This window comes from Rhodococcus sp. NPDC049939 (genome assembly GCF_040656415.1).
GTDB lineage: Bacteria > Actinomycetota > Actinomycetes > Mycobacteriales > Mycobacteriaceae > Rhodococcus_F.
Map to the genome: position 1 here is coordinate 1,444,053 of NZ_JBFAMC010000001.1, position 15,050 is coordinate 1,459,102.

Annotated in this window: 13 protein-coding genes and 1 riboswitch; of the genes, 9 read left to right on the forward strand and 4 right to left on the reverse strand. The window is 64.8% G+C overall.

All coding sequences use genetic code 11. The features are described 5' to 3' along the window. Positions 1-3: 3 nt before the first annotated feature. Genes AB0I57_RS06625 through AB0I57_RS06635 form a run of 3 tightly spaced genes read right to left on the reverse strand, consistent with a single transcriptional unit; the run spans position 4 to position 2,722 of the window. A complete protein-coding gene (locus tag AB0I57_RS06625) occupies positions 4-333 on the reverse strand; it encodes a YnfA family protein (RefSeq protein ID WP_358331513.1) in 330 nt (109 codons plus the stop codon). Beyond that, positions 330-1,715, reverse strand: a complete 1,386-nt coding sequence (gene mtr, locus AB0I57_RS06630; protein WP_358331516.1) for a mycothione reductase — start codon at positions 1,713-1,715, stop codon at positions 330-332. Before mtr ends, AB0I57_RS06625 begins: the two co-directional genes overlap by 4 nt. Next, the gene (locus tag AB0I57_RS06635) at positions 1,712-2,722 is read right to left on the reverse strand and encodes an alpha/beta hydrolase (RefSeq protein ID WP_358331519.1); all 1,011 of its coding nucleotides are present in this window, start codon (positions 2,720-2,722) and stop codon (positions 1,712-1,714) included. Before AB0I57_RS06635 ends, mtr begins: the two co-directional genes overlap by 4 nt. A gap of 122 nt (positions 2,723-2,844) precedes the next feature. On the opposite strand from AB0I57_RS06635, the gene mqo reads away from it, so the two are divergent. The 8 genes from mqo to AB0I57_RS06675 all read left to right on the forward strand — a co-directional run bounded on the left by mqo (position 2,845) and on the right by AB0I57_RS06675 (position 12,405). Beyond that, positions 2,845-4,389: a malate dehydrogenase (quinone) gene (gene mqo, locus AB0I57_RS06640; protein ID WP_358331522.1), complete on the forward strand. Its 1,545-nt coding sequence runs from the start codon at positions 2,845-2,847 to the stop codon at positions 4,387-4,389. Positions 4,390-4,477: 88 nt separating this feature from the next. Continuing rightward, positions 4,478-5,026 (forward strand): GNAT family N-acetyltransferase, encoded by a 549-nt coding sequence (locus AB0I57_RS06645; RefSeq protein WP_358331525.1) that lies wholly within the window; start codon positions 4,478-4,480, stop codon positions 5,024-5,026. A 25-nt stretch (positions 5,027-5,051) separates the two neighbouring features. Next, positions 5,052-5,207: riboswitch (cobalamin riboswitch) on the forward strand. A gap of 58 nt (positions 5,208-5,265) precedes the next feature. Further along, entirely contained in the window at positions 5,266-7,176 is a 1,911-nt protein-coding gene (locus AB0I57_RS06650) for a magnesium chelatase subunit D family protein (RefSeq protein WP_358333232.1), read from the forward strand. Between the two features lie 32 nt (positions 7,177-7,208). Next, on the forward strand, positions 7,209-7,823 hold the full coding sequence (gene cobO / locus AB0I57_RS06655; protein WP_358331528.1) for a cob(I)yrinic acid a,c-diamide adenosyltransferase: 615 nt from the start codon (positions 7,209-7,211) through the stop codon (positions 7,821-7,823). Next, positions 7,817-9,217: a cobyrinate a,c-diamide synthase gene (locus tag AB0I57_RS06660; RefSeq protein ID WP_358331531.1), complete on the forward strand. Its 1,401-nt coding sequence runs from the start codon at positions 7,817-7,819 to the stop codon at positions 9,215-9,217. The genes cobO and AB0I57_RS06660 overlap by 7 nt, the downstream gene beginning before the upstream one ends. Then, positions 9,210-9,590 (forward strand): cobalamin biosynthesis protein, encoded by a 381-nt coding sequence (locus AB0I57_RS06665; protein WP_358331534.1) that lies wholly within the window; start codon positions 9,210-9,212, stop codon positions 9,588-9,590. The genes AB0I57_RS06660 and AB0I57_RS06665 overlap by 8 nt, the downstream gene beginning before the upstream one ends. A 56-nt stretch (positions 9,591-9,646) precedes the next feature. Further along, positions 9,647-10,870 (forward strand): uroporphyrinogen-III C-methyltransferase, encoded by a 1,224-nt coding sequence (gene cobA, locus AB0I57_RS06670; protein ID WP_358331537.1) that lies wholly within the window; start codon positions 9,647-9,649, stop codon positions 10,868-10,870. Between the two features lie 101 nt (positions 10,871-10,971). After that, complete coding sequence (locus AB0I57_RS06675; protein ID WP_358333233.1) at positions 10,972-12,405, forward strand: MFS transporter; 1,434 nt, start codon at positions 10,972-10,974, stop codon at positions 12,403-12,405. 23 nt (positions 12,406-12,428) lie between these two features. Here the strand turns inward: AB0I57_RS06675 and yaaA are convergent, their stop codons facing one another. Further along, positions 12,429-13,172, reverse strand: coding sequence for a peroxide stress protein YaaA (gene yaaA, locus AB0I57_RS06680; RefSeq protein ID WP_358331540.1), 744 nt, complete (start codon positions 13,170-13,172; stop codon positions 12,429-12,431). Between the two features lie 105 nt (positions 13,173-13,277). Here yaaA and AB0I57_RS06685 point away from each other — a divergent pair, with 105 nt between their 5' ends. Next, complete coding sequence (locus tag AB0I57_RS06685; RefSeq protein ID WP_358331543.1) at positions 13,278-15,023, forward strand: proline--tRNA ligase; 1,746 nt, start codon at positions 13,278-13,280, stop codon at positions 15,021-15,023. Positions 15,024-15,050 lie beyond the last annotated feature (27 nt).

Genomic DNA, 15,050 nt, shown 5'->3' on the forward strand with positions numbered 1-15,050 from the left:
TGCTCAGCGAGGGGCATACATGATGATGGCCATACCCAGCAGACAGACGAGGGTGCCCGCAACGTCCCACCGATCCGGGCGGAATCCGTCGGCGACCATTCCCCAGATGAGGGACCCCGCGACGAAGACTCCGCCGTAGGCGGCGAGGATCCGTCCGAAATGGGCATCGGGCTGCAAGGTGGCGACGAAGCCGTATGCCCCGAGTGCCGCTACACCGGCGCCGATCCAGATCCAGCCTCGATGCTCGCGGATTCCCTGCCAGACCAGCCAGGCGCCGCCGATCTCGAACAAAGCCGCGACCAGGAACAACGCGGCAGATCGGGCGACTGTCACTCGACCGGCAAGTCGAGGCCGAGGAGAGCATTCTCGACCACTTCGGGGAGTGCAGGGTGGATCCAGTACTGTCCCCGCGCCATTTGCTGAGCAGAGAGGCCGAAGCTCATCGCCTGGATCAGAGGCTGGATCACCGTAGGTGCCTGTGTGCCGATCACGTGAGCGCCCAGCAAGCGCCCTGTGCCGCGCTCGGCGATGACCTTGCAGAGGCCCTCGTCGTCCTCCATCGCCCACCCGTAGGCGACGTCACCGTACGCCTGCACCTTCACCGTCACGTCCCAGCCGGCATCGCGGGCCTGCTGCTCGGTGAGACCGACGTGCGCGATCTGCGGGTCGGTGAAGACGGCAGCTGGGACGAACCGGTGGTCGGACCGGCGTAGTCGAGTTCCGTCCGCCCACGCATCTTGCAGGAGATTGTGCTGGACCACACGTGCCTCGTGGTTGGCGACATGCTTGAGCTGGAACTTCGACGAAACGTCTCCGAGCGCGAAGACTCCATGGGCAGTGGTGCGTTGGAATTCGTCGACGACCACGCGCCCGTCCTCGGCGACGGCGATCCCGCCTGCGGTCGCCCCGAGGGTGTCTCCGTTGGCTCGGCGTCCGGTAGCGACGAGGAGTGTGTCACCCGAGATGACGGTGCCGTCCTCGAGTTCGACCTCGACGCCTTCGCCGGCGCGGCGTACAGCCGAGACGGCGTGGCCTCGGTGCACGTCCCATTTCTTCTCGGCGAGATCGGTGAACCGCCGGTACACGTCGTGATCGAGGTGCCGGAGCAGGTGAGATCCGCGCGCGATGATCGAGACCCGTGTGCCAAGCGCCGAGAACACGTGAGCGAACTCTGCGGCGATGAAACCTGCGCCGATGATCACAAGGTGCTCAGGAAGTTCGGGAAGTCGCATGATGTCGTCGTTCGTGTAGTACGGCACATCCGAATCCCGCACGACTTCTGGGATTATCGGCCGCGATCCGGCCGCGATGACCACCTGGTCGGCGCTCACGACTTGACCGGTTCCGGTGTCGATGGTGCGGTCGCCGACGAAGGTCGCGTGCCCGCGGAACAGCGTCGTGTTGGGGCTGTCTTCGTCTCGATACCGCTCACCGCCTGCGGAGATCGGGTCGATACGGCCGAAGACTCGATTAACGACGTCGGGCCAGCGCACACCATCGAGCCTCGCATCCAACCCGTACTTGCCGGCATGGGTGACCGTGCGCGCGACCTCGGCGGCGTACACGAACATCTTGGTGGGGATGCAACCCACGTTCAGGCACGTCCCGCCGAATGTGCTCTCTTCCAGGATCGCGATCTTCTGATCCGCGAACCGGTCGTCGGGCAGCGAGTTCCCAGAACCCGAACCGATGATTGCCAGATCGAAATGCGTCACTGGTTCGCCTCTGCAGCCCTGTGACCGTGCAGCCAGTCAAGCCATAGATCCACCTCGGCGAATGCCTTCGCGCGAGGTTCGTCGGAGGAAAGGAAGACATCGTGTCGGGCACCGGGGATGGGCACGATCGTGGTGCGGTCGCCGAGGCACCCCGCCCACCGTGCGATCTGCCGGACGTCGAGCACCGCGTCGGCCGTATCAACCGCGGGGTCGTAGCGCGGAGCGAAGTATGACGTCTTCGACCGCAGGATCAGGGCGGGAACCCCGATGTCGAGTCCACGGTGCAGCTTTGCGTGCCCGCGACGCACCGCACGTAGCCACCCGAACGTGATGGGGAAGCCTCCGAGCGGCTTCCAATCCAGGTTGTAGTTCCAGATTCCGTTGCCCTCGACATGAAGGCTCACGCCGTAGGTGTCGAGGCCGGTCTTCGGAATGACGGACTTTTGCCTGACCTTGCCCACGGCACCGACAGCCATTGTGCCCACGCTCCGCAGGTACGACGGCCCCTGCAGATCGAACCACGGGCTGTTGAGAATCACACCGCTGATACCTAGGCCTGCGGTGCCACCCGCTTTGCGTTGCAGACGGTGAAGCCACAGCGGTAGAACCAGTCCGCCAGTCGAATGCGCGACCAGCAGAACCTCCCCGTCACCGGTCTGCTCCCGGACCACGCGCAGAGCCTCGTTCAATTCGGCGTCGTAGTACGCGAGGTCGGAAACGTAGTGCGCTGTCTGCCCCGGCTCGAGTGAACGGCCGCATTTGCGCAGGTCGAGTGCAAAAAACGCGTAGCCCTGCTTCTCGAAGTGCTCAGCGATGTGCTTCTGGAAGAAGTAGTCGGTGAATCCGTGGACGTAGAGGATGGCGCGGCCGGTCCTCTTCGTCTCTCGAGCCGCTTGATAGCGAACCAATGTCGCCTTCACTGCGCCCTCGCCATCGGGATCGGGACCGAGCGGAATGGTCAGTTGTTCATATCCATCACCGAGAACATCAGGTGTCCATGTAGTCACAGATCACAATCTAATCTGCGCGCCAACGGCGAGTTGAGGCGCACAATTGGGGGAGGTAAATCCTGCATCTACGCGCGGGTAACCTGATCGGCGAACAGCGGCAGGCGTATGTGCGTACGGCTATGGACAAGGAAGTCGATATTCCAGTGTCAGATCAGAATGCGGTAGAGACGAAAACGGATGTAGTGCTTGTAGGTGCAGGCATTATGAGTGCGACGCTGGGAGCGATCCTCCGTCAGGTACAGCCCGACTGGTCGATTACCACATTCGAGCGGCTCGACGCGGCGGCCGCCGAGAGCAGCGACCCGTGGAACAACGCCGGAACTGGCCACTCCGCATTGTGTGAACTCAACTACACTCCCCAGAACTCCGACGGCAGCGTGGACGTGACAAAGGCCGTCAACGTGAACGAGCAGTTTCAAGTTTCGCGCCAGTTCTGGGCACACGGCGTCGAGAATGGCGTGTTGACCGAGCCCAAGGATTTCATCAATCCGGTCCCGCACGTGAGCTTTGTGCACGGCGAGGCCAACGCGAAGTACCTGAGAGCCCGCTACGACGCTCTTGCTGATCATCCACTGTTCGCAGGGATGGAATACATCGATGATCCCGATGAGTTCGCCCGCCGACTGCCGTTGATGACGAAGGGTCGGGACTTCAGCGATCCGATTGCCCTCAACTGGAGCAACGATGGCACCGACGTCGACTTCGGAGCCCTCACCAAGCAACTTCTCAGCTACCTTGGCGCCTCCGGAGGGGTCATCCACTTCGGGCACGAGGTCACCGATCTCACGAAGCAGTCCGACGGTAGCTGGGTGGTGAAGGTCACCAACCGGCGTACCCGCGCCAAGAAGGTCGTCAGGGCGAAGTTCGTATTCGTCGGTGCGGGTGGCGGTGCACTGCACCTGCTGCAGAAGTCGGGGATCGCAGAGGCGAAGGGATTCGGTGGATTTCCCGTCAGCGGTGCCTTCTTGCGCTGCAAGAACTCGGAGCTCATCGAGGAGCACCGAGCCAAGGTCTACGGTAAGGCTGCGGTGGGTGCACCACCTATGTCTGTACCGCACCTCGACACCCGGATCATCGACAACAAGCCTGGACTCTTGTTCGGCCCGTATGCGGGCTGGTCGCCCAAGTTCCTCAAGTCAGGTCGTTTCACCGATCTGCCCCGTTCGGTGAAGCCGAACAATCTGCTGCCGATGCTCGGCGTCGGCGTCACCGAACTCGGCCTCGTCAAGTACCTGGTCGGTGAACTCGCAATGTCCGAGGCAGGTCGAATCGAGACGCTCCGTGAATTCGTCCCGAAGGCTCTCGGCAAGGACTGGGAACTGATCACCGCAGGGCAGCGTGTCCAGGTGATTCGCCGCGCCAAGGGCAAGGGGGGCGTTCTCGAATTCGGCACAGCCGTGGTCAACGCGGGTGACGGCAGCCTCGCCGGACTGCTCGGTGCCTCACCAGGTGCGTCGACCGCTGTGCCGGCGATGCTCGACGTGCTGCAGCGCTGCTTCCCGACGCAGTACGAGTCGTGGAAGCCGAAGCTCGAGGAGATGGTGCCCTCGCTCGGTGTCAAGCTGAGCGACAACGTCGGCCTGTTCTCGCAGGTGTGGGACTGGACGTCGAAGGTGCTGCAGCTCGGCTCAGACCATGTCGAAGACGAATCGATCGCGTCCTGACGTTCGTGTCGGGGACGGGCGTGGGGTCGCCCGATCCTGGGTTGTGTGGTCTCGCGCATTCATGTGCGCTGTGCGATAGTTGCGAGTCATGGCAGCAGTGGCAGCGCTGAAGCGTTCGTGGGCGCTAGATCTCGACACAAAGACGCTCTACCAGTTACTCGAGCTTCGAGTGGAGGTTTTCGTCGTCGAGCAGGCGTGCCCCTATACCGAACTCGACGGTCGTGATCTACTCGTCGAGACACGGCACTTCTGGCTCGAGGAGGATGGCCGGGTCGTCTGTTGCCTGCGCCTGCTCGAGGAACACGAGGAAGGCCGCACGTGGTTCCGCATCGGACGGCTCTGTACCGCCGCTGACGCCCGAGGGCAGGGACACGCCACGCGCCTGCTGAGCGCGGCACTGGCCGAGGTGGGGGATGAGCCGTGCCAGATCAATGCCCAGACCTATCTCGCAGGCATGTACGCACAGCACGGCTTCGTGCAGAACGGTGAAGAGTTCGTCGAGGACGGGATCCCGCACGTCCTCATGCGTCGCGGCGGCGGTGCCGCCGATGGCAGCGGCGGCGGTGCCGCCGATGTCGTCGTCGGCGGGCTCGCCAGTGCTCCCGGCGGCGGTGTGCCGATACTTCCCGCAGGGTGATCGAGGCAGACCCGTCGAAGCCACGCGGGTGACCGCCGACTAGGGTCGGCGAATGAATGTCCGCGGGGAAGTCCTGTTCGAATCAGGCGCGGTCCCGCCACTGTGAAGGATCCCTGATCTGCCGGCGTATTGGCAGATGTCGGGGTTTCCAAGCCAGATCGCCGCGGCGTTCGTACCGGCCAAGCTTCCGGCGAGGAAACCGGGACGTGAAGGGATGCATCGTGCGCACGGATCGTGAAATGGACCAGACTCGGTCGAACTTCTCGGGGGGATTTCCGTTCAGCGCGGTCGTCGGCCAGGAACGGTTGCGGCTTGCGCTGGTCCTTTCCGCGATCCATCCCGGAATCGGCGGCGTTCTCGTTCGTGGCGAGAAGGGTACGGCGAAGTCGACAGTGGTGCGCGCTCTCACGGCGTTGCTGCCGGTGGTGAGCGACGAGGACGGGACACGTCCCGCGCGACTGGTCGAATTGCCGGTCGGTGCCACAGAGGACCGTGTCGTCGGATCTCTCGACCTCGAGAAGGTACTTCGCGATGGGGAGCGTGCGTTTCAACCCGGCCTGCTGGCTCAGGCTCATCAAGGAGTCCTCTACGTCGACGAAGTGAACCTATTGCACGACCACCTGGTCGACGTGCTCCTCGACGCAGCGGCGATGGGCCGCGTCTACATCGAGCGTGATGGCATCTCGCACTCTCATGACGCCCGTTTCGTTTTGGTCGGAACCATGAATCCGGAAGAAGGCGAATTGCGGCCGCAATTGCTCGACCGGTTCGGATTGGCTGTCGACGTCGCTGCATCGAGGGACTTGGACGTTCGTATGGAGGTGGTCCGGCGCCGCCTCGACTTCGAACGTGATCCGTCACGGTTCGCCGAGCGCTATGCGGACGAGGACGCTGCTCTGGCTGCCAATATTCTGGAAGCCCGCAACCGACTCGACTCGGTCGAACTCGACGACATCGAGTTACGTCGAATTGCTTCTGTCTGTGCGTCGTTCGACGTTGACGGGATGCGCGGTGATCTGGTTCTCGCCCGGACCGCAACGGCTCACGCCGCGTGGCGCGGTGCCGATGCGGTGACGGCGGAGGATGTCAGGGTCGCTGCAGAGCTCGCCCTGCCGCATCGACGCCGTCGTGACCCTTTCGACGAACCCGGGCTCGATGAGAAACAACTCGACGATGCGCTCCGGCAGGCGGACGAGGACGCCGAGGCCGGCTCCGAGCAACCGCCCGAGCAGGACCCGAGAACTGGGCCAGAGAGTTCGCGAGGCGCCGATACCGATCCGGACGACCCCGGTGACCCGGACGGACCGGGAGGCGGGACACCGCCGCCCACCGCACCGGAGCGCCCCGCGGGGCCGATCGGTACCCAGTTCGCCACCAAGCTTCTGCAGGTACCCGGAGTTGGTGAAGGAGCCCCGGGCCGTCGTTCCCGCTCGCGATCCTCGCGTGGCCGTGCAGTGCGATCCACCGTGGAACAGGGGCACGGACTCCATCTGGTGGGCACGCTCTTCGCTGCCGCCGGCCAACAGGCTGCCCGGGGCCGGGCAACCGGGCGGATAATCTTGGATTCGGCCGATCTGCGCGGTGCGATCCGTGAAGGTCGGGAGAGCAACCTCGTGGTGTTCGTAGTGGACGCCTCGGGTTCGATGGCTGCGCGCGATCGGCTTTCGGCCGTTACAGGCGCTGTCGTCTCTCTTCTGCGTGACGCCTATCAGCGCCGGGACAAAGTTGCGGTGATCACCGTGCGCGGACGCTCGACGGAACTTGTGCTGCCGCCCACCTCGTCCGTCGATATCGCCGTCCGCCGCCTGCGCGGGATGAAGACGGGCGGAAAAACTCCTCTGGCAGAAGGCTTTCTACGTGCCAGGGAGGTTGTGTTGCGGGAACGACTGCGCGACCCGCAGCGACGGGCGCTGGTCGTCGCCTTGACGGATGGGCGGGCAACGGGCGGCAAGGACGCCTTGCACCGGGCCAAGGTCGCTGCGGGGCTACTTGCCGAAACCGTCGTCGCTTCCGTGGTCGTCGACTGCGAGACAGGCATGGTCCGGCTCGGATTGGCCTCGGAGCTGGCACGGTTGTTGCGAGGCGGGTATGTCCGCCTCGAAGAACTGTCCGCGCAACAGGTTGCGGGTGTCGTCCGCGCCGCGGCGTAACGCGGACGCGAATCGGCAGGAGAGGGCGAAAGATGCCTAAGGGTGTCCCCGAAAATGTTCCCAACGACGGCCTCACCACACGGCAGCGTCGCAACACGCCAGTGTTCGCCGTTCACACCGGACCGGGGAAGGGAAAGTCGACTGCGGCGTTCGGTATGGCATTGCGCGCGTGGAACCAGGGTTTGGACGTCGGGGTATTCCAATTCGTGAAGAGCGCCAAGTGGAAGGTGGGGGAGGAAGCCGCTTTCCGTGCCCTGGGGCAACTGCACGAAGAGACCGGTGCCGGCGGCGCTGTGCAGTGGCACAAGATGGGTGAAGGCTGGTCGTGGACGCGCAAACACGGCAGCGAGGCCGATCATGCCGCCGCAGCCGCCGAGGGATGGCGTGAGATCGCCAGACGGCTGGCTTCGGGGGAACACCAGTTCTATGTGCTCGACGAGTTCACGTATCCGCTGAAGTGGGGGTGGGTGGACGTCGACGAGGTGGTGGACGTTCTTCGGAGCCGTCCCGGCAACCAGCACGTGGTCATCACGGGCCGGGATGCCCCGCAGGCGTTGATAGAAGCAGCTGACCTGGTGACGGAGATGACCAAGATCAAGCACCCGATGGATGCAGGCCGAAAAGGCCAGCGAGGGATCGAGTGGTGAGCACACTCGACGGGGTTCCGGCGGTAGTTATTGCGGCGCCATCATCGGGAAGTGGAAAGACCACTGTTGCAACGGGGTTGATCGGGGCGCTGCGGGCGTCGGGCCGCGCGGTGGCGCCGTTCAAGGTTGGCCCCGACTACATTGACCCCGGCTATCACGGACTCGCCGCCCGCCGACCTGGCCGCAACCTCGATCCGGTGATGGTGGGCACATCGCGAATCGGTCCGTTGTTTCGTCACGGCAGTTCCGGCTGCGATATCGCAGTGGTCGAGGGCGTGATGGGCCTGTTCGACGGCAGGATCGACGCCAGTTCGTACGAGCCCTCGGCCGAAGGTTCGACAGCTCAGGTAGCTGTGCTCCTCGGTGCCCCTGTCGTGCTCGTGGTCGATGCCCGCGGGCACAGCCAGAGCCTGGCCGCCGTGCTGCACGGCTTCTCGACCTACGACTCCTCGGTTCACATCGGCGGTGTGATCCTCAACCGGGTAGGGAGTCCACGGCACGAGCAGGTGCTGAGGCAGGCATGCGAGCGCGTCGGACTACCGGTTCTCGGTGTGGTGCCGCGCACACCCGAACTCGAGGTTCCGTCCCGTCACCTGGGCCTGATCCCGGCTGCCGAACACGGTGCGCCCGCGGTGAACGCCGTCGACTCGATGACCCGACTTGCCGCACGCCATCTGGACCTTCCGGCAATCTGTGCTCTCGCGTCCTCGACTGCCGCCGGACCACCGTGGGACCCCGCGGCCGAGATCCGGACGGTTCCGTCCGGTGCCCGGCCTGTTGTGGCGATGGCGGGCGGTCAGGCCTTCACGTTCGGCTACGCCGAACATCGCGAACTCCTGGCCGCCGCAGGCGCCGAAGTGGTGACGTTCGACCCGTTGCACGACGAACTGCCGGTGGGCACCTGCGGTGTGGTACTTCCGGGTGGATTCCCCGAGGAGTACGCCGTCACCCTCGCCGAGAACACCGCACTCTTGGCGCAGATACGACAGGGCGCGGCGGCAGGAATGCCGATCCACGCGGAGTGCGCGGGCCTGCTTTACCTCGCGCGCAGCCTGGACAATCGCACGATGGCCTCGGTGATCGGGGTCGACGCGTTGTTCGGTTCGCAGTTGACGTTGGGCTATCGCGAGGCGGTCGCGGTGACGGACTCGGCACTATTCGCCGCGGGTGAGCGGGTGATCGGTCACGAGTTTCACCGCACGTCTCTGACCGACGCAGAGGCCGTCGGCTTCACACCTGCCTGGGGTTGGCGGCCTTGGGACGGACCGCCTGCCTGCGAGGGGTTCGTGGGCGCCGGCGTGCACGCGTCCTACTTGCACACCCATCCAGCAGGCCACCCGGTGGCGATTGCACGATTCGTGGCTGCAGCGCAAGAGTTTTCTGCTCGTGGCTGACATCTGCGTGGGCATCGGTTTTCGAGCCGGAGTCGGTAGCGAGGACCTCGTCGCCGCGATCCGACGCACGTTGATCTCCGCAAACCTGGACTCGGACACGGCGCTGTGTTGCGTCGGCACACTCGACCGCAAGGCGAGTGAACCCGCGCTACTCGAGGCGGCGTCGGTTTGGGGCGTCCCGGTCCGGGGATTCGATGTAGGGGAACTCACAGCGGTCACCGTTCCGAATCCGTCGGACCTGGTGAGAGCGGAGACGGGATCGCCGAGTGTGGCCGAAGCGGCTGCTGTGCTCGGTGCGGGAGGTGGACCCCTGATCGTGACCAAGTCGTCCGAGAATGGCGTCGTTGTCGCAGCAGCCCGTAGAGTCTCGTAGGTTCGAAACGACGCCTGCAGAATCCTGCAGGCTACTCAGGGAAACGGGGAGAGAGCGTGCCTGCCGCCGGAGACGAGACCAACTATCTGGTCGGACTGAATTTGGCCGATCGCCGTGTGGTCGTGGTCGGTGGCGGAACGGTTGCGCAGCGAAGGCTGGGATCCCTGATCGCCTCGGGCGCGCGTGTGCATCTGATCAGCCGGGCAACGACGCCTGCGGTCGAAGGGATGGCGACGGCCGGGCAGATCACACTCGAACTGCGGGAGTACCGTGACGGCGATCTCGACGGGGCCTGGTACGCGATTGCCTGCACCGACGAGCCTGCCACCAATGCGGCGGTCGTCGCCGAGGCCGAGCGGAACCGGATCTTCTGCGTCCGCGCCGACAGTGCCCGCAATGGCACGGCTGTGACGCCTGCAAGCGCAAGCTATGACGGCATGAGTATCGGCGTCCTTGCGGGCGGCGACCACCGCCGATCGGCGTCGGTGCGGACCGCGCTGGTGGAAGGTTTGCAATCGGGCGCCGTCGTCGATACCGCTGAGCCGCCCGCCGCAGGTGTCGCACTCGTCGGCGGCGGCCCGGGCGATCCCGATCTGATCACACTGCGCGGCCGGCGCCTACTAGCCCGCGCAGACGTGGTCGTGGCCGACCGTCTGGCACCGCCAGAGCTGCTCGCCGAACTGGGTTCGGACGTGGAGGTGATCGACGCCGCAAAAATTCCATACGGTCGCGCGATGGCCCAGGAGGCGATCAACGCCACTCTCATCGAGGGTGCGAAGGCAGGCAAGTTCGTGGTTCGACTCAAGGGCGGCGATCCCTACGTTTTCGGGCGGGGATACGAGGAGATAGAGGCGTGCACCGCGGCGGGTGTGCCTGTCACCGTCGTTCCCGGTATCACCAGCGCGATCTCGGTGCCGTCCGCTGCCGGAATCCCGGTGACGCATCGAGGCGTTTCGCACGAGTTCGTCGTCGTCAGCGGCCACCTCGCCCCCGGCCACCCGGATTCTCTCGTCGACTGGTCCGCACTGGCCCGGCTGAAGGGCACAATTGTGTTGTTGATGGCGGTCGAACGCATCGAGGCCTTCGCGACAGTTCTGATGCAGGGTGGACGGGCCGTCGACACTCCGGTAGCAGTTATCCAGGAGGGCACTCTGCGAACTCAGCGCACTCTGCGTGCCGATCTCCAGACTGTCGCAGCGCGAGTCAAGGAGGAGCACATTCGTCCGCCCGCAATCGTGGTGATCGGACCGGTCGCCGGGTTTTCCGTCGACGCTGGGTAACGTGATCCCCCGTGTCTGACTCCCGAGTACCTGAAACCGAATCCGCGCCCGATGTTCCTGCGCGGAGAGCCCCGGTGACTCCCACTGCGGCTACCCGCGTGATGGGTCTAGCCATCATCGTGCTGAGTGGACTCCAGATGATGGTGGTTCTCGACGGCACCGTCGCGAACCTGGCGCTCGCGCCGCTTCAAGAAGACCTCGGCCTCAGTGACAGCGGCCGCAACTGGGTACTCACGTCGTACGCGCTGGCGTTCGGCGGTCTCATGCTGCTCGGCGGACGATTGGGCGACGCATTCGGCCGGAAGAAGATGTTCATCGGCGGCGTTGCGCTGTTCACTGCCGCGTCGCTGCTGTGCGGTTTGGCAGTGGGCGAGTTGATGCTGGTCGCCTCCCGGTTCCTCCAGGGCGTCGGGGCAGCGATTGCATCACCGACAGCCCTGGCTCTGGTGGCGACCACTTTTGCCGCGGGGCCTGCGCGTAACCAAGCGATTGCGATCTTCGCTGCCATGACGGGGATCGGATCGATCGCGGGCCTGGTCATCGGCGGCGCCCTCACCCAGGTGTCTTGGCGTCTGATCTTCCTGATCAACGTTCCGATCGGTGTGGTCATCGTGGTGTGCGCGTTCATCGCGCTCAAAGAGACCGAAGGTGAGCGCCTGGTCCTCGACGTCCGGGGTGCTATCTTGGCGACGGTCGCGGCGACCGGTGTGGTGTTCGCGCTCACCGAAGGCCCGGAACTTGGCTGGACCAGTCCGTTCGTGCTCGGTTCTCTGGTTGCAGGCCTGGTGTTGTTCGGCATCTTCCTCTATGTCGAGCGCACGGCTGACAACCCGCTGCTGCCCTTCTCGTTGTTTGCCGAAAAGAGTCGGGTCGCTACTCTGGTGGCCATCTTTTTCGCTGGCGCGGTGGTGTTCACCGTCGCGGCGTTCGTAGCGCTGTTCGTCCAGGACATCCTCGGGTACAGCCCACTCCAGGCAGGCCTGGCATTCATTCCATTCGCGTTCGGCCTCGGAGCCGCGGCGGCGGTGGCATCCAGGCTCGCCGTGCGGATCCAACCCCGGTGGCTGGTGATCACGGGTGCCATGATCATGGTTGTCGGACTGCTCTACGGTTCTACCCTCGACGAGTCCGCAACCTATCTTGCAAACCTATTTCCACCCGTCATCGGAATCGGCTTCGGTGTCGGACTTGCTGTTGTTCCCCTCCCGCTGTGCGCGATCGCGGGCGTGTCGGAGACGGAAATCGGCCCACTCGCCGCCATCGCCCAGGTCGCGCAGACTCTCGGCGGGCCCCTCGCCCTTGCGGTCGTAGGTGCTATGGCCACTTCGCGAACACTGGCGCTCGGCGGTATCTCGGGGAAGGTGGCCGACATGACCCCGGATCAACTCGCCGCCCTCGGTGACGGATACACCTTCGCTCTCGTGGGTAGCGCTAGTTGCGCCCTCATCGCCGGGCTGGCCGCGTTGTTCATACGCTTCACTCCGCAGCAGGTCGCCCAGGCACAGGCCGCAGAGAGGTCCGCGCAGCAGGTGTGAGCGGTGGTCGCGCACGGACCGGGTCAGGCAGTGAGGATGATCAGCTCATTCTCCGACGCGACTTCGACGCGCAGTCCGGCTTTCGACGCCACGCGTGCGACGCCGCGGACGTCGGTCGGTTCCGTCCGTGAGACGGTGAGGGCGCGGGCCAGCAGGCCCTTGTGATGCTTGTTGTGGTGGCTGACGATGCTGCGGGTGCCGTTCGGCTTCTCGGTGAGCACCGTCGCTATCACCGCATCGGGGACCGGACCGAGCTGCTGGTATGCGCCCGATCGCAGATCGACGATCAGGCCGTCTGCTTCGGCAGTGATCGCCTGGCTCAGTTCGGGTTTCCAAAGCGACCGGAGAGTCCCGAGTCCCGGAAGCTTGGATCCGCCGGACAGTCGGTAGGCCGGAATGGGGTCGCCCGCGCGGACCGCCCCGAACAGCGCTGAGCCGATCGCCAGCCGCGCCAGCGCCTTGGACTTCTGGGCTGCGGTGAACGACTTCGCGTCCAAGGCGTCGAACAGGACGCCGGTATAGCGATCGAGCGCCGGCCTTGTGGGGGAGTGCCACAGTTTGGCGTTCCGCTCGATCTCGTCTGCCTGGGTGGGACCGAGACCGAGTGCGATCCGCGAGGCCTCCTCGTCTGCAGCCAGCGCGACCAGTGCGTTGACCAGCGCTTCTCGAGTCTCGGTGAGCGTCGGCATGGACAATTCGCCCAGGTCGAGGGGCATGTCGGCGCCGCCGTCGGACTTGGTTTCGGACGGGGGGAGTAACACCAGCACGCACGAAACCCTACCGCCGACCACCTACTCCGGTACCTGCCTACTCCGGTACCTGCGCAGTGCCGACGCAGTCGAGCTACTCCACGGCGACTATTCTTGCTTCCCGTGATTACCCGCCTGTCCCAACTGTTCCTCCGCACTTTGCGCGACGACCCCGCCGATGCCGAGGTTCCCAGCCACAAGCTGCTGGTCCGTGCCGGTTACGTGCGCCGTATCGCACCCGGTGTGTACTCGTGGTTGCCCCTGGGGCTACGCGTGCTGCGCGAGGTTGAGCGGGTAGTGCGCGAAGAAATGAATGCGATCGGCGCACAAGAGATTTCTCTGCCCGCGCTGATTCCGCGGGAACCGTACGAGGCATCCAACCGGTGGACCGAGTACGGTGACGGACTGTTCCGGCTGAAGGACCGCAAGGGTGGGGACTATCTGCTCGGCCCTACCCACGAGGAGCTGTTCGCGCTCACCGTCAAGGGCGAGTACAACTCGTACAAGGACTTCCCGGTCACGCTCTACCAGGTGCAGACGAAATACCGCGACGAGGAGCGTCCACGCGCCGGCATCCTCCGGGGACGCGAGTTCGTGATGAAGGACTCGTACTCTTTCGACCTCACCGACGAGGGGCTGACCGCGTCGTACCGGGCACACCGCGACGCCTACGAGAAGATCTTCACGCGACTCGGCGTCAACTATGTGATCGTGGCGGCCACATCCGGGGCAATGGGCGGCAGCGCTTCCGAGGAGTTCCTCGCCGAGAGCGAGATCGGTGAGGACACCTACGTCCGCTGCCTCGAGTCCGGTTACGCCGCGAATGTCGAGGCGGTCGAGACTGCGGCTCCCGAACCCATCCCGTTCGACGGACAAGCCCCTGCGCAGGTTCTCGACACACCGGGAACCCCCACGATCGCCACCCTCGTCGACTGGGCCAACGGTGCCGGCCTCGGGCGAACAATCACGGCCGCCGACACCCTCAAGAATGTTCTCCTGAAGATTCGGCAGCCCGATGGCAAGCAGGAGTTGCTTGCCATCGGTATCCCCGGTGATCGCGAAGTTGACGACAAGCGCCTAGGTGCCTCCCTCGAACCCGCTGAGTTCGAACTGCTCACCGATGCCGATTTCGAGGCTCACCCCTTCCTCGTCAAGGGCTATATCGGCCCGAGGGCGCTGCAGGAAAACGGAGTTCGCTATCTCGTCGACCCTCGCGTCGTCGATGGAACCAGCTGGATCACCGGTGCCGACGAGATGGGTAAACACGTCGTCGGGCTCGTCGCAGGCCGCGACTTCATCCCGGACGGCACCATCGAGGCCGCCGAGGTGCGCGACGGCGACCCGTCCCCCGACGGTGCAGGCCCCCTCGTTGCCGCGCGGGGAATCGAGATCGGCCACGTGTTCCAACTCGGCCGCAAGTACACGGACGTGTTCAGCGTCGATGTGCTCGGTGAGAACGGAAAGCCGGTTCGTCCCACCATGGGGTCCTACGGCGTCGGAGTGTCTCGACTCGTCGCCGTGATCGCCGAACAGCATCACGACGACAAGGGGCTCCGCTGGCCTGCGGAGGTGTCACCGGCAGACGTCCACGTCGTCATCGCCAACAAGGACGATGCTGCCCGCGAAGGCGCGGAAAGGCTTGCCGCCGAACTTGACGAGGCAGGTCTCGAGGTCGTGCTCGACGACCGTAAAGCCTCTCCCGGAGTGAAGTTCAAGGATTCCGAACTGCTCGGCATCCCGCTGATCGTGGTCGTCGGTCGTGGCTGGGGCGAGGGCACGGTGGAAGTGCGAGACCGCTTTACCGGGGCCAGTCGAGAGGTGGCCGTCGATGCCGCATGCGGCGACATCATCAAGACCGTGAGAGGGTGAGCCGAGGGACGGTCCATCCGTCCGAAC